The sequence below is a fragment of the Rhizobium tibeticum genome (assembly GCF_900110205.1).
Lineage (GTDB): Bacteria > Pseudomonadota > Alphaproteobacteria > Rhizobiales > Rhizobiaceae > Rhizobium > Rhizobium tibeticum.
The window spans coordinates 25,689-43,716 of sequence record NZ_FOCV01000001.1 but is presented as its reverse complement, the minus strand read 5'-3'; the positions used below and the strand labels follow the sequence as shown (position 1 = coordinate 43,716).

Sequence of the window (18,028 nt, the reverse complement as noted above, 5' to 3'; positions counted from 1 at the left end):
TCAATTCTTGCCTATATTGGGCTAGAGAGCCCTATCCCTACAAACCGGAACAGACATGAATATTGCGGCGAAACCTCCTTTGACGATCAGGCTGTGCGGACCGCGCGGCTTTTGCGCCGGCGTCGACCGTGCCATCCAGATCGTCGTGCTGGCGCTGAAATCCTACGGTGCGCCGGTCTATGTCCGTCACGAGATCGTCCACAATCGTTATGTGGTCGAAGGCCTGGAAGCCAAGGGCGCCGTCTTCGTCGAAGAGCTCGCCGAGATCCCGGAAGAGCACCGCGCCCAGCCGGTCGTTTTCTCCGCCCATGGCGTGCCGAAATCCGTGCCGGAAGACGCGAGCGCCCGTAATCTCTTCTACCTCGACGCCACATGTCCGCTGGTGTCGAAGGTTCACAAGCAGGCGATGCGCCACAACCGCCTCGGCCGCCATGTGGTACTGATCGGTCATGCCGGTCACCCTGAAGTCATCGGCACGATGGGCCAGTTGCCGGAGGGATCCGTGTCCCTGATCGAGACCGTCGAGGACGCAGACGCCTACAAGCCCGCCGACCCGGATAATCTGGGGTTTGTGACGCAGACGACGCTGTCGGTGGACGACACGGCCGGCGTGATCGCGCGCCTGCAGCAACGCTTCCCCAATCTGACGGCGCCGGCCGCCGACTCGATCTGCTACGCCACGACCAACCGTCAGGAAGTGGTCAAGCAGGCTGCCCCCGGCTGCGATCTGTTCATCATCGTCGGTGCGCCAAATTCGTCCAATTCCAAGCGGCTGGTCGAGGTTGCGTTGCGGGCAGGGACCAAGAAGTCGCTGCTCGTGCAGCGCGCTTCGGAACTCGATTGGGCCGACATCGGCCCGATCTCGACGCTCGGACTTTCCGCCGGGGCATCGGCGCCGGAGGTGATCGTCAACGAGATCATCGAGGCCTTTCGCGCCCGCTTCGATGCCAAGGTCGAGCTCGCCGAGACGGTTCAGGAGAACGAACATTTCCTCGTCAACCGCGAGCTGCGCAACATAGAGCTGACGACATCAGACATGGCTTTCGTAAACGGGTGAGCCGTGATCCCGCTTAAGCGGGAGCAATCGTCGAGGGGATGATTGCAGCGGCCGCCAGCGCCCGGACCGGGCGTGGCCTTCAATTGATCAAACACTTTCGCGGGACGTAAATTGGCAGTCTACACCGACATTTCCGAAGACGATTTGAAGTGGTTCCTGACGGAGTACGATACCGGCACGCTGCTGTCCTACAAGGGCATCGCGGAAGGTGTCGAGAACTCGAACTTCCTGCTGCACACCACCAAGGACCCGCTGATCCTCACGCTTTATGAAAAGCGCGTCGAAAAGAACGATCTGCCCTTCTTCCTCGGGCTGATGCAGCATCTGGCTGCCCGTGGACTGTCCTGCCCGCTGCCGCTGCCGCGAAACGATGGTGCGCTGCTCGGGACGCTCTCCGATCGCCCGGCCGCACTGATCTCGTTTTTGGAAGGGATGTGGCTGCGCAAGCCGGAGGCCAAGCATTGCCGCGAAGTCGGAAAGGCGCTCGCGCAGATGCATGTCGCCGGCGAAGGCTTCACGCTGAAGCGGCCGAATGCGCTGTCGGTCGATGGTTGGAAGGTGCTGTGGGAGAAGTCGGAGGCCCGCGCCGACGAGGTGGAAAAGGGCCTGCAGAACGAGATCCGCGGCGAACTCGATTTCCTCGCCGCCAACTGGCCGAAGAACCTGCCGGATGGCGTCATCCACGCCGATCTCTTTCCCGACAATGTCTTCTTTCTCGGCGACGAGCTATCCGGTCTGATCGACTTCTATTTCGCTTGCAACGACCTGCTTGCCTATGACGTGTCGATCATCCTGAACGCCTGGTGCTTCGAAAAGGACGGCGCCTACAACATCACCAAGGGAATGGCGATGCTGGAAGGCTACCAGAGCGTCCGACCGTTAAGCGCTGCCGAGCGCGCCGCGCTGCCGATGCTGTCGCGCGGCTCAGCGTTGCGCTTCTTCCTGACGCGCCTGTACGACTGGCTGACGACGCCCGAGGGCGCGCTGGTCACCAAGAAGGATCCGCTCGAATATCTGCGCAAGCTGCGCTTCCACCGGCAGATCGGCTCTGCCGCCGAATATGGGCTTGCGGCATGAAACACGTCGATATCTTCACGGACGGCGCCTGCTCCGGCAATCCCGGGCCTGGAGGCTGGGGCGCGGTTCTGCGCTATGGCGAGGTCGAAAAGGAGCTCTTCGGCGGCGAGGCCGAGACGACCAACAACCGCATGGAACTGCTCGCGGCGATCTCAGCTTTGTCAGCTTTGAAAGCACCCTGCGAGGTCGATCTCTATACCGACAGCGTCTACGTCAAGGACGGGATCTCCAAGTGGATCTTCGGGTGGAGGAAGAACGGCTGGAAGACCGCCGACAAGAAGCCGGTGAAGAACGCCGAGCTCTGGCAGGCGCTCGAGGAAGCCCGCAACAGGCATAAGGTCACGCTGCACTGGGTCAAGGGCCACGCCGGCCATCCGGAAAACGAGCGCGCCGACGAACTCGCCCGCAAGGGCATGGAGCCGTTCAAGAAACGCTAGAACGTTCTGCGCAAAATTTCGTAGAAACAAAGATGTGGGGCGTTTGGCTGAATCAAGTCGGGAAACGCGTTAGCGCGAAGCGGGGAGGAATGCCGTGCGGATTGTCTCGCTGAATGCATGGGGTGGAAAGCTGCATGCGCCGTTGCTTCACTACCTCGCCGAGATCAACGCCGATGTTCTCTGCCTACAGGAAATCACCCGTTCTATTGCCGTTGCCAGTGACTGGCTGGTCTACCGCGACGGCAGCCATATCCTGCCGCAGCGCGCCAATCTGTTTGCCGAGATCAAGGCGATCCTTCCCACGCACGATGCGTTCTTCGCGCCGACCGCCAGAGGCGAGCTTTTCGAGGGCGATGCGTCGGTCATGTCGGAATTCGGTCTGGCGACTTTCGTGCGCGCGTCTCTTCCGGTCATCGGCCAGGCCACGGATTTCGTCCATGGCGACTTCTCGGGTGATGGCTATGGGCCGCATCCTCGGGCGCGTAACGCCCATTGCCTTCGCCTGTTCGATTATCGCGCCAACCGCGCGATCACCGTCTCCCAGCTGCACGGCCTGCGCGATCTTGCCGGCAAGGGCGACACACCGGCGCGTCGCGGGCAGGCGCATGCCTTGGTCGCTCTCATCCGCCGCATATGGCGCGAAGGCGAGCCGCTGGTCGTCTGTGGCGACTTCAACGTTCTCCCCGAAAGCGGGATGTTCCAAGCACTTGCCGCGCTCGGCCTCAGCGACCTCGTGACATTCCGCGGCCACACGGACACGAGAACCTCGCACTACGTGAAGGAAGGCCGCTACGCCGACTACATGCTGGTGAGCGCCGATGTGGAGGTCAGGTCCTTCGAGGTCGTCGAGCAGCCTGAGGTTTCCGACCATCGTGCCCTTCTGCTGGAGCTTGAATAGGCAAGCCTTGCCGCAGCAGCCGTTCGGGGCGACGCCGAGCATATCCGTACCATCGCGCCCGTGGCCCTCGGCATCGGCCACAACGCGAGCGGGCTATTTGCCCATGAGGGGGCAGGGGGCGATACGTCGCTCCCTGCCAAAAGCCTGGGAGGCTTATCGATTACGCTGCCTTGGCGACCTCGCCATGCGGATCAAGGACGAACTTCGTCGCTGCGCCGTGGTCGAAGCTTTCGTAGCCCTGCACCGCCTCTTCGAGAGGAATGACCTTGGCATTGACGATATCGGCAATCGGCAACCGGTCGTGCAGGATCGCCTGCATGAGCTGGCGATTGTACTTCAGCACTGGCGTCTGACCCGTATGGAAGGACTGGGCCTTTGCCCACCCTAGGCCGAAGCGCAGCGACAGGTTGCCGTGCTTGGCGGCATTGTCGACGGCACCCGGATCCTCGGTCACGTAGAGGCCGGGTATGCCGATTGAGCCGGCCGCGCGTGTGATTTCCATCATCTGGTTCAGCACGATCGCCGGCTGTTCGCCGCCGCTATGGCCGCGCGCCTCGAAGCCGACGGCGTCAATGGCGCTATCCACCTCGTTGCTGCCGGTCACCTGCGCGATCATGTCGCCCAGGCGATCGCTCTTCGAAAGATCGATCGGTTCGAAGCCAACCTTGGCTGCATGGGCAAGGCGATCCTTGTTGAAGTCGCCGATCATCACGACAGCGGCGCCAAGAATGCGGGCGGAAGCAGCTGCCGCGAGCCCGACGGGGCCGGCACCGGCAACATAGACGGTGGATCCGACGCCGACGCCGGCGCGCACCGCGCCGTGGAAGCCGGTTGGCAGGATGTCCGAAAGCATGGTCAGGTCGCGGATCTTCTCCATCGCCCGGTCGCGATCGGGGAATTTCAGCAGATTGAAATCGGCATAGGGAATGGTGACGTAGCGGGCCTGTCCGCCGATCCAGCCGCCCATATCGACATAACCATAGGCACCGCCGGCGCGCGACGGGTTGACCGTCAGGCAGACGCCGGTGTCCTGCGACTTGCAGCAACGGCAGCGGCCGCAGGCGACGTTGAACGGCACGGAGACGATATCGCCGACCTCGAGCATCTCCACGTCGATGCCTTTTTCGATGATCTCACCGGTGATCTCGTGACCGAGGACGAGGCCGGGCATGGCAGTGGTGCGGCCGCGGACCATGTGCTGGTCCGACCCGCAGATATTGGTGGAAATCACTTTCAGGATGACACCGTGCTCGATTCTGCGGCCATCGGGCGCTTCAAGCTTCGGATCGTCGATGTCGTGGATTTCGACCTTGCCGGGTCGCATATAGACGACGCCTCGGTTCTTGCTCATTTCCATCTCCTCCGTTGAAAAGCTGCCGACCGTGTGTGGCTCCTCAACCCCATACGGCCGTTGATGACAGACTAGCGAAGAATGACCGCAGCACCGTTCCGATTACGACGGTTTGAGGGACGGAAATGGTCGTCGGCCGCGGAGGGCTTCGTTTCCTGTTGAGAGCAGGCTTTATTGTTGCCCCGTCGACACTTCTCTCTCTATGTTTGCAGGCAATGTTGTTTGGGAGGATGCCATATGATCCTGCACTGCGTGCTGATGCGGTTGAAAGCCGCGATGACGGCCGAAGAGAAGCAGTCCTTATTTGAATCGATCGTCGCGTTGCAGCAGGTTATCCCCGGCATCATCGATATCAAATACGGTCCGAACGTCTCGCCGGAAGGTCTGCATGCCGGTTACGTTGACGGTTTTGCCGTGACGTTCGAAAGTGCCGAGGCGCGCGATGCCTACCTTGTGCATCCGCAGCATGTGGATGTCGGCGAGCGAATCGTCTCCTCGACAGATGGCGGATTGGGTGGCTTGATCGTTTTCGATCTCAATTGTTGAGGCCGGGCCGCGTCTTTGCGCGACCCGGTGTTTGCCGTCAACTGGCCTTTGCCATGGCCGCCACGAGTTGGTCGACATTATAGCGGAACATCTTTTCGTAGGTTGATGCAGGTCCTTCGGCGTCGGAAAGAGATTCGACATAGAGCTCGCCACCGGGCTCGGCGCCTGTCGCCTTGGCAATCTGCCTGACGAGACGCGGGTCGTTGGAGTTCTCGAAGAAGTACGTCTTCACGTGCTCGGCCCTGATCTGTTCGATCAGCTTGGCGATCTCGGCGGCCGAGGCTTCGCTCTCCGTCGATACGCCGATCGGCGCGAGGAACTGCACGCCGTATTCACGCCCGAAATAGCCGAAGGCGTCGTGGCTGGTCAGGACCTTGCGATGGTCCAGCGCGATCTTTCCGAGTTTCGAATGCGCGTAGGCATCGAGCGCATCGAGCTTCTTCATGAAGGTCTCGGCATTGGTTTTGAACGCCGCCGCATCTGCCGGAGCTGCCTTCGCAAGCGCTTGCTCGATGTTGGCGACCCAGACCTTGACATTGACGGGGCTGTTCCAGACATGCGTATCGGTCACGGTTTGCCCATCCTCGTCCATGGTCCGGAACTTTATCCCGTCTGAGACGACGACCGGCTTGCCCTTGTAGCCTGAGGCGCTGATCAAGCGATCCATCCAGGCCTCCAGACCATCGCCGCTGACGAAAGCGATCTGTGCCACATTGAGGTTCTTCGCGTCGCTTGGCGATGGTTCAAACTCATGGGGATCGCCGTTCGGGCCGACGAGGCTCGTGACCGTTACGTGGTCGCCACCGACTTGGTGGACCACGTCGGCAAGCACGGTGAAGGAGGCGACGACCTTCAGCGGCGCGGCGGAAGCCGACGTCGTCGACAGCGCCACCAGCGCCGGGATCATCACTGAGAGAAGCAGTTTGCGGGAAATCATGCAAAGTCTCCGGGGTTATCAGCCCTTCAGGTGCGGGCGAGGGAAATACCGCCGGGCGAGGCCCGACGGGGCGAGGAAAATCGAAAGGCCGTAGATCAGCGCCGCCGTCATGATGATCGTCGGTCCGGACGCGAGTTCGAGATGGTAGGAGGCGACGAGCCCGAGATAGCCTGCGGCAGTTGCGCTCGCAGCCGCAATCGCCATCATGGACGGGAGCTTGCGTGACCAGAGTTGTGCGATCGCCGACGGTAGCATCATCAGGCCGACCGCCATCAGCGTCCCCAAGGCTTGGAAACTGGCGACCAGATTAAGCACGACCAACAGCAGGAAGAGAAAGTGATAGATCGGTCCGCGCCCGCCGATGGCCCTAAGGAAACCGGGATCGAAGCATTCCGCGACCAGCGGCCTGTAGATGATCGCGAGCACGGCCAGTGTCACCGTGCTGATGGCGCCGATCTCATAAAGGGCCGGACTGTCGATTGCGAGGATGGTGCCGAAGAGGACGTGCAACAGGTCGATATTCGAACCGCGCAACGAAACGATGAGGACGCCGAGCGCCAGCGAGGACAGGTAGAAACTGGCGAAGCTCGCATCCTCTTGCAAGGAGGTCACGCGGCTGACCATGCCCGACAGGACTGCAACCGAAAGCCCGGCAACGAGCCCGCCGAGGCCCATTGCCGTCAGCGAGAGCGAGCCGGCAACAAGATAGCCGATGGCGGCGCCAGGCAGCACGGCATGGCTCATCGCATCGCCGACGAGACTCATGCGCCGCAACATCAGGAAGACCCCGATCGGACCGGAGCCAAGTCCCAGGCACAGGCAGGCGACAAGCGCGCGGCGCATGAAGCCGTAGTCGGCGAAGGGCGCGAAAAGGAGATCATAAGCCGTCATGCTGCGGGCTCGCACATGCCGGCGCTTTCGTCCCACCGCTCGGCCATGGCACGCGCTTTGCGAAGGTTGAGGGGAGACATCACGTCTGCCGTCGCGCCCCAGCCGATGGTTTCGCGCGCAAGCAGGAGCGTTTGCGGAAAATGCGCCCGGACTTGCTCGAAATCATGAAGGACGGCGAGTACCGTGCGCCCTTCGGCGTGCCAGCGTGCGACGATGTCCAGCAGATCCCGCGTCGTGCGAGCATCGATGGCGGTGAACGGCTCGTCGAGAAGAATGACGCTGGCATCCTGCAGGAGAAGTCGCGCAAACAGAACGCGCTGAAACTGGCCGGCAGAGAGGGACCCAATGCTGCGCCTCTCGAAGCCTTCCAGTCCGACCACGCCAAGCGCCTCGTGCGCTCTGTTTCGCGCCGCCGGTACGACGCAGCCGAAGGCTCCAGTTTGCCGCCAGGATCCCAACAGGACCGTGTCGAGCACCGAAATCGGGAACCGGCGGTTGATGTCGGCAGCTTGTGGCAGGTAGCCGAAATCGGTGCGCTTCAACTCGTGCCTGACCATCCCCGAGGTGGGACGAAGTTCACCGATGATGGCCTTCAGCAGGCTGGATTTGCCGGCTCCATTCGGGCCGGCGATCGCGGTCAGGCTTCCAGCCGCAATCGTTCCGGAGACGTGATGGACGGCGGGATGCCGCTCGTAGGCGACGGTCAGATCCACAAGTTCGATCGCGGCGGTGCTCATGGCAGCAGCGTCGCCCAGTGGATCGCCGCAAAGAGCGGGAGGCTGATCAACGCGACGTAGAAGATACGACGCACGGCAGAAAGCTCCATCAGCCCCGCCGGAATATGATCTCGATTCTTTGAGAAACGCATATCGCACCAAAATGTAATAACATTACAGTTATGTTATAACGATTAAGGCGAAAAGGTGGCGATGGTCGATCTTAGATGTGAAAACAAAAAAAGCGGCCGCAGGGCCGCTTTCTGATGATCGAGATGCGAAGGCTTACAGTTGCCCCAGCATGGTCGCGGCGCCGGAAACGGTGGCCTGACCGGGGCTCTCTTCGATGTTCAGCGATTTCACGACGCCGTCCTCGACCAGCATGGAGTAGCGCTTTGATCGCACGCCAAGGCCGCCGGTCGAAAGATCGGTGTCGAGACCGAGGGCTTTGGTAAAACCTGCATCCCAGTCGGCAAGGAAGTGGATCTTGCCCATGCCGCCGGAGGACTGAGCCCAGGCCCCCATCACGTGCCAATCGTTGACGGCGACGACGGCGATGTCATCAACGCCCCTGGAAAGAATGGTATCGCGGTTCTCCAGATAACCCGGCAGATGGTTCAGCGAGCAGGTGGGCGTAAACGCGCCAGGGACCGCAAAGAGGACAACGCGCTTGCCCTTGAAGAGTTGCTCCGTCGTGATTTCGACCGGGCCATCCGACGTCTTTTCCTTGAAGGTGGCCGTAGGAAGCTTGTCGCCGATTGCGATGGTCATGGTCGTCTCCTTGTCATGTCTACTCAGGCGGCGCAAATACCGCGATTTGGGCGCGACTATAGAACGCGATCACTCAAAGGCAAGCGGTGCCTCGATGGCGCGCGCTCCGTCGATGATGAGTGCGCTCCATGTCTTTCCATGGACATCGTATCCCTTGGGAAGCTTGCCAACGGAAAGCGTTGTCGCAAAGCTTTTGCCGTCGCGGTGGGTGGCCATCTGCCTGGTAAAGACGTACCCGCTCGGGCCCGCCACGATCACCTCAGGTGCGCTCTCGCCGCTCTCCGGCAGGGTAATGTTGAGGGAGAGTTCCTTCATGTCGGTCGACAGCTCGTGGTGGTCGACTTTGAATTCGGAAGAGGCGGCTTCCGGCAAGGTAGAATCGGCGTCCCTGAGAATTGCCTCCTCGGTCGGGCGCGATTGCGCCGATGGCTCAAGGGTCAGCGACAACTCGGCTTGAAAGGGGATACAGATTTCCTTGCAGATGCCGATGAAGGCATTCGCCTTGAGCTCGCGGACAGCGGGGTTTTTCGCCGTCAGCTGCAGCGGGAACGTCACCGACGCGTCGTAGGCGACCTCGTCGACCTTTCCATCGACGATATGTTTCGGGATCGGATAGCTCATCCTGTCAAGGGAAACACCCACGGACGACAAGGTGACTTGCGGCGGAATGCCGCTGTTCCCGGGCTCGCGCCAATAGGTGATCCAGCCTGGCTTAGGCTCGATCTGCAGTCCGGCGCGTATCGTCCCGCTTTCGTCGGGCGGAAGCGCGATCAGCCGCATCCGACCGCCTTCATTGTCGGCCCAAGCGCTCGTCTCCGCCCGCGCTGACTGGGAAAGCTGCAGCATGGCCACAAGCAGGCACGAGGCGGGCCAGAGTTGGCGAACGGCGAGTGAAATAGTCTTCATGGATCAACCGTTTATTGAAAATCCCCATGCTCGGCTAGAACTCACCATCGTTCAAGCTTTCATTTTCAGTTGATTGATCTGTGACATTGGCTCATGCTCATGGTGTCGGGGCCTCGTGCGGTCTGGCAGCAGGAGGAATAATGTCCTTAGCAACCCTGAAAAACAGACGCGAACGTGGCTTCTTCGATGGCCAGTTCCTCATTGCCATGCCGGCCATGGAGGATCGCAACTTCGCCCGCACGGTAATCTACATCTGCGCCCATTCTGATGCCGGCGCGATGGGGTTTGTGATAAACCGCCCTCAGAACCTGACCTTTACCGATGTTCTCCTGCATCTCGAAATGATCAAAGATGATGAGGCGATCGTACTTCCCGCTCATGCGCGCGACTGCCCAATCCAGACCGGTGGGCCGGTGGAGAGCGGCCGCGGCTTCGTGCTGCACTCCGACGACTATCTGTGCGATTCCAGCATTCCGGTCAGCGACGATATCTGCATGACGGCGACGCTCGACATCATTCGGGCGATCTCCAAGGGCAAGGGACCGAAGCGGGCCACCATGCTGCTCGGCTATGCCGGCTGGGGCGCCGGCCAGCTGGAGGCCGAAGTCGGAAACAATGGCTGGCTCACATGCCCGGCGAACGAGGAACTGATCTTCGATCGCGGCCTCGACGACAAGTACGAGCGCGCGCTGGCCACCATGGGCATCAATGCTGCCATGCTTTCGGCCGAAGCAGGCCACGCATAATCCGCGGCAACGAGCGCATTTTCTCCTGGCGCCCGGCGCAGCAAGCCTGAGCTTTGAACGCCGCCTGACGACAGTCGAACACGCCCGCTGCGTTCCGCCTCGCGGGCTTTTTCGATGATGATATAGGCGAGGACCGCGATGAGACTGTTTGCCTGCGACAACTGCGACCAGGTCGTGCATTTCGACAACCGTCAATGCGTCCGGTGTAACCATCGGCTCGGCGTCCTGCCGAATGACCTTACCATGCATGCGTTGGAGCCCCTGGACGGTGATGTGTGGCAGCTTGCAGGCCGCCCGGATCGATCCGTCCGCTTTTGTGCCAATGCGGGGCTCGATATCTGCAATTGGCTGCTCGGTGAGGGGGATGACGGCGATTTCTGCGTCGCCTGCCGCCACAATCGATTGGTACCGAACACCAACACGCAGGACGGCGTGGACCGTTGGCGAAACATCAGCCAGGCACAGAGGCACTTGTTCTATTCCCTCCTGCGGCTGAAGCTTCCGCATCCGGATCGGCAGCAGGATCCAGAGGGCGGCCTGGTGTTCGATTTCCTCGAGGACACCGTGCAGAGCGACGGCAACGTCGTTGCCGCGATGACGGGCCACGAAGAAGGGGTGGTTGCGATCCGTGCGGCGGAAGCCGATGGCGTCACCCGCGAACTGGCGCGCTCGTCGATGAACGAGCCCTATCGTACGCTGCTCGGTCACTTCCGTCATGAAGCCGGACACTTTATCTGGAACAAACGGGTTCGCGACCGCAATGCCCTCGAGGACTTTCGCAAAATCTTCGGCGACGAGCGACAGGACTACGCCACCGCGCTGCAGAACCACTATGCAAACGGCGCGCCGCTCGGGTGGCAGGAAAACTTCATCAGCGCCTATGCGGCAGCACATCCCTGGGAGGATTTCGCCGAGTGTTTCGCCCACTATCTCCACATTGTCGACACTCTGGAGGCGGCGCGCGCATTTGGGATTGCGATCGATCCCCGAGGACATGAGGAGATGGCGGCGGAGGTGGACTTCAAGCCGTATCGGGCGCGCAGCGCCGAGCAGCTTGTCAGCGCCTGGATTCCGCTGAGCGTGGCGATCAACGCCATCCAGCGCAGCATGGGGCAGCCGGATTCCTATCCGTTCGTCCTGTCACCGCCTGTGGTGGCCAAGCTTGAATACGTGCATCAACTCGTCCAGTGACGCGACAGCAAAGCTGCCGCGACCAGCTTACGCGCGTTTCGTCAGCGGGAACCGCTCCTTCAGCAAGCGCAATACGGATTCCGATGCCATTGGCGGCCCGAAAAGATAGCTCTGCCCAAAGGTACAACCCATCTTGGCGAGCTCGATCGCATCCTCGTTCGACTCGATCCCCTCGGCAACGACCTTCATATCAAGTTCGCGCGCCATGGCGATCACGGAGCGAAGCACGGTTGCCTTCTTGTCGCTGGCGTCGCGCACCATCGTCTTGTCGAGCTTGATCGTGTCGAACGGGAAGCGCGTCAGGTAGGCCAGCGAGGAATAGCCGGTTCCGAAATCGTCGAGAGCAAGGCCGAGACCCATGTCCCTCAACTTCTCGAGCACAAGGCGTGCCTGCTCCGGGTTCTCCATGACCATGGATTCCGTGAGCTCGAGCTTCAAGCGCGAAGGATCGCAATGGGTCTTCGCCAGCACCGACCGCACGTCGTCGTAGAGCTCGTTGTTCAGCAGCTGCGCACTGGAGAGATTGATCGAGACGAAGATCGGCAGCTCGCCGGTCTGGTTTTCCCAGCCCATCAGGTCGTTCGTCGCCTGCTCCAGAGCAAAGATCCCGAGCATGTCGATGATATCGGATGTCTCCGCAATCGGAATGAACTCCGAAGGCGGGATGCTGCCGCGCTTGGGATGCTCCCATCGCATAAGGGCTTCGAAGCCAGCGATCTCCACGTCCTCCAGCCCGGCGATCGGCTGGTAAACCATCGACAGTTCCTTGCGCTCGATGGCGCGGCGAAGATCGGATTCGAGCTGCAGCCTGTCGGCGCCGAAATCGCGGAAGGCTGGTTGGAACGGCTCGACGCGATTGCCGCCGGCGCGCTTGGCGCGGTACATCGCGAGCTCCGCGTCGCTGAGCATGCCAGCGGCGCTTTCCTGTTGATCAACGAAGGAGGCAAGCCCGATCGATGCCGTCAGGATGATCTCGCGATTGGCGAAGTTGATCGGCACCATGATCGCCTTGCTGATTGCATCGGCGAAGTCGGCAACCTTGGTCGGATCACGCTCGGAAGTCAGGATGAGGCCGAACTGGTCGCCCGAGAGACGGGCGAGCGTATCCTGCGGTTTGAGCAGACGACGCAGGCGGCGCGTGAGCGCGATGAGGATATTGTCGCCAGCGGCGATCCCGAGCGTGTCGTTCACCAGCTTGTAGCGGTCGATATCGATCACCATCACGGTCGGGCGCAGCGTCTCGCCGCCGGGTGCCAGCGCAAGCACGGACTGCAAGCGATCGAGGAACAGCTGGCGGTTCGGCAGACCGGTCAGGTTGTCGTGCAGCGCGTCGTGCAGCAGCCGCTCGACGGAATTCTTCTGTTCGGTGACGTCGACGATCGTGCCGACGCAGCGGATGATCTCGCCGTTGGAGCCAAGCACCGGCCGGGCGCGGATGAGAAGCCAATGGAAATGACCGTCTTCCGCGCGGATACGGAATTCGTGGTTCAGCCGCCCGCGGCGATGTTCGAGCAGGACGTCGAGCGTCGCCCGGAAGCGATCGCGATCGTCGGGATGGAGCCGCGGCAGCCAGTTGCGGGCGGCGCCATGCATCGCGCCGGCCGGAAGGCCGAGCTTGACGGAAACATCCGGGATCGTGACGACGCGGTCGCGCGCCACATCCCAATCCCACACCATGTCTCCCGATCCCGTCAGAGCCAGCGATTGACGCTCCAGATCGGAAAAAAGACCCTGCTGGAACGCGCCGCCGGCAAAGGCGTGCTGCATGACGGTAAAGCCGATCAGCAAGACGATGAGAACGAGGCCGCCGCCGAGGGCCGGCTGGATAATGTCGTTGTCGAGCCGGCCGGTGATCGTCAGCCAGGCTCCGAAGATCCAGACGAGGATCAGCGCCCAGGCAGGCACCAGCAGGATCGCGCGGTCATAGCGGTTGAGACCGAGATAGACGATCAACAGAAGGCCCATCGTCGCGGTCAGCGCAAACGACAGGCGTGCGATGCCGGCGGCGATTGCCGGGTCGTAGATCGCGACGCCGAAGAGCAGCGCCAGGCCGAGCACCCAGGCAAGCGTCAGGTAACCGAGATGCGTGTGCCAGCGGTTGAGGTTGAGGTAGGTAAACAGGAAGATGACGAAGCTGGAGGCGAGGGCGACTTCCGCACAGGCACGCCATATTCGCTGGTCGGTCGAAGCAATGCTGATCAGCTTGCCGAGAAAGCCGAAGTCGACGCAGATATAGCCAAGCACCGCCCAGGCGAGCGCGGCCGTTGCCGGAAGCATCGATGTGCCCTTGACCACGAAAAGGATCGTCAGGAACACCGCAAGCAGGCCGGCAATGCCGAGCACGATGCCGCGGTAGAGCGTGAAGGCGTTGATCGTGTCCTTGTAGGCGTCGGGTTCCCAGAGATAGATCTGCGGCAGCTCCGGCGTCGTCAGTTCGGCAACGAAGGTGATCACCGCACCGGGGTTGAGCGTGATGCGGAACACGTCGGCCTCGTCGCTCGGCTGCCGATCGAGTGCGAAGCCTTCGCTCGGCGTGATGGCGATGATGCGTTGCGAGCCGAGGTCCGGCCAGAACAGCTTCGAATTCACGAGACGGAAGTGGGGCGCTACGATCACGCGCTCAAGCTGCTCGTCGGAGACGTTGGCGAGCGCGAATACGGCCCAGTCGCCCTGATGGTTGTCGGAGCTGGCACGTACCTCAATACGGCGGCGGATACCATCGGCAGCGGCAGCAGTCGAGACCTGAAAGGCTTCCCCCTGATTGGCGTAAATTTCCGTCGTAGCAGTCAGATCGAGTGCGGTATCGTCGCGGGAGATCTTGACCGGTTCGGCTGCCTGAACATGACCTGCCGCTAGCATGAAGGCCGACAGCAAGAGAGCTGCGATCACCGCGATCAATCGTCCGGCCGGTGATGAGAGCAGCATGCGGTTGTTAGTCATCGGCTGTCGGTTATCCTGCCTTTATCCGTGTCGGTGGCGAGCAATGAGAACATCACATGGTCGTGCCACTGACCGTTGATTTTCAAGTATCCGCGCAGATAGCCTTCCCGCTGAAACCCGGCTTTTTCAAGCAGGCGGATGCTCCGAGCATTGTCTGGAATACAGGCTGCTTCGATACGGTGCAACTCAAGCCCTGCGAAGATGTATGGTATAACCAATTGAAGTGCGGCGAACATATGGCCCTGGCCGGCGTATGCCTCGCCCATCCAGTAGCCGATCATACAGCTTTGTGCTGCTCCACGGCGGATGTAACCGATCGTGATGCCGCCGAGCAGCGTCGCGTTCTGCTTGTGAAACAGGAAAAGCGGAATGGCCTGGCCGGAGGCGTACTCCTGCTTGCCGCGGATGACGCGGGCGCGGTAGGCGCCCTCCGTCAACTCATCGCGGCGCCATGTCGGCTCCCACGGTTCCAGAAACTGCCGGCTGGCCGCCCGCAGCTTGTGCCACTGGTTGAAATCCTGGTAGCGCGGCAGTCGCAGCACATAGTGCTCGTTCTCGAGCTCCACTGAATCCGGCTGCCGCGACAGGAACCGAAAAACCGATTTTGGCATCGATCACTCCCGGCAGGATGGATGTCGGATCAGACGAGGGCCTGTTTGCTCTGAGGAGCGGGCGAGGAAAGAGACGCGGCGATGTCTTCCATCGGCGCCAGATGTTCGAGCGGGCCGATGGCCGAGAGCGTCGGCACGGTATCGAAGAACAGGCGTCCTGCGAGATCCGTCAAGCGTTCGACCGTGATACCTTCCAGCCGTTCCATCATCTCCGGGTTGGAAATGGGGCGGCCGTAGAGCATCATTTGCCTTGCGATCTGGCCGGCGCGGGCAGCCGGGCTTTCCTGGCCCATCAGCAACTGGGCGCGGATCTGGGCGCGGGCGCGTTCGATTTCCTTCTGCTCGATGGTCGCTGCCGACTTGTGCAGCTCGTCAATGATAACGGGCACCAGCTCCGGCAGGTTCTCGCCGCCGGTGGCGGCATGGATGCCGAAGATGCCGGTATCGGAAAAGCCCCAGTGGAAGGCATAGATGGAGTAGCAGAGGCCGCGGATCTCGCGCACTTCCTGGAACAGGCGGGACGACATGCCGCCGCCGAGGATGTTGGCGAGAATCTGCGAACAGTAGAAGTCGCGGGCGTGATAGGCCTTGCCTTCGAAGCCGAGCAAAATCTGCGCATCCATCAGGTCGCGCGTCTCGCGGATATTGCCGCCGATATATTTTGCCGGCTCCATGACGGGCGTTGCCGATGGAGAGGTCGGAAGGCTGGCGAAGCGTTGCTCGACCATGCGGACGAATTCGTCGTGCTGGACGGCCCCGGTCGCGACGACGAACATCCGGTCGGTCGTGTAGTTGCGGCTGAGATAGCCGCGAATCTGCTGCGGCGTGAACGAAACCACCGTCTGCGGCGTGCCGAGGATCGCCCGGCCGAGTGTCTGGTCGCGATAGGCGGTCTCGGAAAACTTGTCGAAAACCACGTCGTCAGGCGTGTCGTTGGCGGCGTTGATTTCCTGCAGGATGACCTGCTTTTCGCGCTCGAGTTCTTCCTCCTCGAAGGCCGATTCCGTCAGGATATCGGCAAGGATGTCGACCGCGAGCGGGACGTGGTCCTTGAGGACGCGGGCATAGTAGGAGGTCGTTTCCGTGGACGTCGCGGCATTGACCTCGCCGCCGACATCCTCGATCTCTTCGGCGATTTCACGTGCGCTGCGGCGTGCAGTGCCCTTGAAGGCCATATGCTCGAGCAGGTGGGCGATGCCATGCTCGTCTGTCGTCTCGTTGCGCGATCCTGATTTGATCCAAACTCCCAGCGCAACGCTTTCCAGATGCGGCATGGTCTGTGTGACTACTGTCAGCCCGGATTTGAGCCGGGTGCACTCAACTGTCATTGGCTATCTTTCTGCGCCTGCGTTACTTAGGCCCGAGCATGCTCGCCGATGAAGGTCTCAATGGCTTTGAGCTCAGGCTTCACAATCTGAAAGCGCTCCTCCTTGTGCATCAGATCAGCAAGCCACGTCGGAAGCGCGGGGTCAATACCGGAGGCCGATTTTACGGCGGCGGGGAATTTCGCCGGGTGTGCGGTGGCAAGGGTCACCATCGGCGTGTTCGGCTTCTCGTGCTTTGCTGCAACGAAGGTGCCGATCGCCGAATGCGGATCGAGAAGATAGCCGGTTTCGGTGTAGGTTTTCTTGATCGTCTGGGCGACCTGCTTCTCGCTGGCGCGGCCGGCGCGGAAGTCCTTCTTGATGAAGGCTAGGGCGTCCTTTCCAATTTCGAAGCCGCTGGACTGCTTCAGGCTGTCCATCGCTGCGCGAACCTTGGAGGCGTCGCGATCATAGGCTTCGAACAGCAGCCGCTCAAAGTTCGAGGAGATCTGGATGTCCATCGATGGCGAGGTCGTGGCCTTAACGGCCTTCATCTCGTAGCGGCCGGTTTTCAGCGTGCGGTCGAGGATATCGTTCTCGTTGGTGGCGACCACCAGCTTGCCGATTGGCAGGCCCATGCGGCTTGCGCAGTAACCGGCAAAGATGTCGCCGAAATTGCCAGTCGGTACGGTAAACGAGATCTTGCGATCCGGCCCGCCGAGCGCGATTGCAGTCGTGAAGTAGTAGACGATCTGGGCCATGATGCGGGCCCAGTTGATCGAGTTGACGCCGGAGAGCTTGACGCGGTCGCGGAACGGCGCGTCGTTGAACATCGCTTTGACGAGGTTCTGGCAGTCGTCGAAATTGCCTTCGACGGCAAGCGCGTGAACATTGGAGGCGGTGGAGGTCGTCATCTGGCGCTGCTGCACCGGCGAGACCTTGCCGTGCGGGAAGAGGATGAAAATGTCGGTGCGTTCGCGGCCGGCAAAGGCGTCGATCGCAGCTCCTCCCGTGTCGCCCGAGGTGGCGCCCACGATGGTCGCGCGCTGGCCGCGCTGCTCCAGTGCGTAGTCCATCAAGCGGGCGAGCAGCTGCATGGCGACATCCTTGAACGCCAGCGTCGTGCCATGGAAGAGCTCCATGATGAAGCTGTTCGGGCCGGTCTGCACGAGCGGGGCGATCGCCGGGTGGCGGAAAGTGCCGTAGGCTTCATCGATCATCGCGCGGAAGGTTTCGTCCGGAATTTCGCCGTTGGTGAAGGGCGACAGGATCGCAAAGGCGACCTCCTGATAGCTCTTGCCGCGAAGCGCGCGGATTTCCTTTTTCGAGAAATGCGGCCACTTGCGCGGTACATAGAGGCCGCCATCGCGCGCCAGACCCGCCAGCAATGCATCGCAGAAACCGAGGGAAGGGGCTTCGCCGCGGGTCGAGATATAATCCACTGTCGTCATCCTTGATGTGCCGGCCGGAGAATGTCCGGGTTGGAGGGAAAGTATGCCTCGCGCCGCATCTCTCTTGCTCTGCCGGCCGTCGCCTGCGATCCCGAAATGTGCATCAAAACGGTTCTTACCCAATCGATTTTTGTTTGCGCCGCTGATATAGACCATCGCAAACTGTCACGAAAGGCCTGCCATCAAGTGATTGGGCCT

17 protein-coding genes are annotated in these 18,028 nt (G+C 61.3%); 7 read left to right on the top strand and 10 right to left on the bottom strand.

Translation table 11 applies throughout. The features are described from left to right. Positions 1 to 55 precede the first annotated feature (55 nt). The 4 genes from ispH to BSG20_RS00225 all read left to right on the top strand — a co-directional run bounded on the left by ispH (position 56) and on the right by BSG20_RS00225 (position 3,469). Positions 56 to 1,057, top strand: coding sequence for a 4-hydroxy-3-methylbut-2-enyl diphosphate reductase (gene ispH, locus BSG20_RS00240; RefSeq protein ID WP_072370296.1), 1,002 nt, complete (start codon positions 56 to 58; stop codon positions 1,055 to 1,057). A 111-nt stretch (positions 1,058 to 1,168) separates the two neighbouring features. Further along, on the top strand, positions 1,169 to 2,134 hold the full coding sequence (locus BSG20_RS00235) for a homoserine kinase (protein WP_072370293.1): 966 nt from the start codon (positions 1,169 to 1,171) through the stop codon (positions 2,132 to 2,134). Continuing rightward, complete coding sequence (gene rnhA / locus BSG20_RS00230; RefSeq protein WP_072370290.1) at positions 2,131 to 2,571, top strand: ribonuclease HI; 441 nt, start codon at positions 2,131 to 2,133, stop codon at positions 2,569 to 2,571. The genes BSG20_RS00235 and rnhA overlap by 4 nt, the downstream gene beginning before the upstream one ends. 94 nt (positions 2,572 to 2,665) lie before the next feature. Continuing rightward, the gene (locus BSG20_RS00225; protein WP_072370287.1) at positions 2,666 to 3,469 is read left to right on the top strand and encodes an endonuclease/exonuclease/phosphatase family protein; all 804 of its coding nucleotides are present in this window, start codon (positions 2,666 to 2,668) and stop codon (positions 3,467 to 3,469) included. Between the two features lie 160 nt (positions 3,470 to 3,629). On the opposite strand, the gene fdhA is transcribed toward BSG20_RS00225, so the two are convergent. Then, positions 3,630 to 4,820 (bottom strand): formaldehyde dehydrogenase, glutathione-independent, encoded by a 1,191-nt coding sequence (gene fdhA, locus BSG20_RS00220; RefSeq protein WP_024314224.1) that lies wholly within the window; start codon positions 4,818 to 4,820, stop codon positions 3,630 to 3,632. Positions 4,821 to 5,057: 237 nt separating this feature from the next. Between fdhA and BSG20_RS00215 the strand changes: the two genes are divergently transcribed. Beyond that, a complete protein-coding gene (locus tag BSG20_RS00215; RefSeq protein WP_072370284.1) occupies positions 5,058 to 5,366 on the top strand; it encodes a Dabb family protein in 309 nt (102 codons plus the stop codon). Positions 5,367 to 5,403: 37 nt separating this feature from the next. On the opposite strand, the gene BSG20_RS00210 is transcribed toward BSG20_RS00215, so the two are convergent. From BSG20_RS00210 to BSG20_RS00190, 5 genes are all read right to left on the bottom strand, one after another. Further along, a complete protein-coding gene (locus BSG20_RS00210; protein WP_072370281.1) occupies positions 5,404 to 6,303 on the bottom strand; it encodes a metal ABC transporter solute-binding protein, Zn/Mn family in 900 nt (299 codons plus the stop codon). 18 nt (positions 6,304 to 6,321) lie between these two features. Continuing rightward, positions 6,322 to 7,194 (bottom strand): metal ABC transporter permease, encoded by an 873-nt coding sequence (locus BSG20_RS00205; RefSeq protein ID WP_072370278.1) that lies wholly within the window; start codon positions 7,192 to 7,194, stop codon positions 6,322 to 6,324. Then, positions 7,191 to 7,931: a metal ABC transporter ATP-binding protein gene (locus BSG20_RS00200; RefSeq protein WP_072370276.1), complete on the bottom strand. Its 741-nt coding sequence runs from the start codon at positions 7,929 to 7,931 to the stop codon at positions 7,191 to 7,193. Before BSG20_RS00200 ends, BSG20_RS00205 begins: the two co-directional genes overlap by 4 nt. Positions 7,932 to 8,195: 264 nt before the next feature. Further along, positions 8,196 to 8,681 (bottom strand): peroxiredoxin, encoded by a 486-nt coding sequence (locus tag BSG20_RS00195; RefSeq protein WP_072370273.1) that lies wholly within the window; start codon positions 8,679 to 8,681, stop codon positions 8,196 to 8,198. Positions 8,682 to 8,750: 69 nt separating this feature from the next. After that, complete coding sequence (locus BSG20_RS00190) at positions 8,751 to 9,587, bottom strand: protein-disulfide reductase DsbD domain-containing protein (RefSeq protein WP_083539845.1); 837 nt, start codon at positions 9,585 to 9,587, stop codon at positions 8,751 to 8,753. A gap of 140 nt (positions 9,588 to 9,727) precedes the next feature. Here BSG20_RS00190 and BSG20_RS00185 point away from each other — a divergent pair, with 140 nt between their 5' ends. Together BSG20_RS00185 and BSG20_RS00180 are read left to right on the top strand one after the other, a co-directional pair. Next, a complete protein-coding gene (locus BSG20_RS00185) occupies positions 9,728 to 10,333 on the top strand; it encodes a YqgE/AlgH family protein (RefSeq protein WP_072370270.1) in 606 nt (201 codons plus the stop codon). Between the two features lie 138 nt (positions 10,334 to 10,471). Further along, positions 10,472 to 11,524: a zinc-binding metallopeptidase family protein gene (locus BSG20_RS00180; protein ID WP_072370267.1), complete on the top strand. Its 1,053-nt coding sequence runs from the start codon at positions 10,472 to 10,474 to the stop codon at positions 11,522 to 11,524. Between the two features lie 27 nt (positions 11,525 to 11,551). Here BSG20_RS00180 and BSG20_RS00175 read toward each other — a convergent pair whose 3' ends face one another. Genes BSG20_RS00175 through thrC form a run of 4 tightly spaced genes read right to left on the bottom strand, consistent with a single transcriptional unit; the run spans position 11,552 to position 17,986 of the window. Further along, positions 11,552 to 14,464 (bottom strand): sensor domain-containing phosphodiesterase, encoded by a 2,913-nt coding sequence (locus BSG20_RS00175; RefSeq protein ID WP_072370264.1) that lies wholly within the window; start codon positions 14,462 to 14,464, stop codon positions 11,552 to 11,554. Continuing rightward, on the bottom strand, positions 14,461 to 15,075 hold the full coding sequence (locus BSG20_RS00170; protein WP_025582160.1) for a GNAT family N-acetyltransferase: 615 nt from the start codon (positions 15,073 to 15,075) through the stop codon (positions 14,461 to 14,463). Before BSG20_RS00170 ends, BSG20_RS00175 begins: the two co-directional genes overlap by 4 nt. 29 nt (positions 15,076 to 15,104) lie before the next feature. Continuing rightward, positions 15,105 to 16,403 (bottom strand): M16 family metallopeptidase, encoded by a 1,299-nt coding sequence (locus BSG20_RS00165; protein WP_072370261.1) that lies wholly within the window; start codon positions 16,401 to 16,403, stop codon positions 15,105 to 15,107. A gap of 26 nt (positions 16,404 to 16,429) precedes the next feature. Next, complete coding sequence (thrC, locus tag BSG20_RS00160) at positions 16,430 to 17,986, bottom strand: threonine synthase (RefSeq protein ID WP_420884113.1); 1,557 nt, start codon at positions 17,984 to 17,986, stop codon at positions 16,430 to 16,432. Positions 17,987 to 18,028 lie beyond the last annotated feature (42 nt).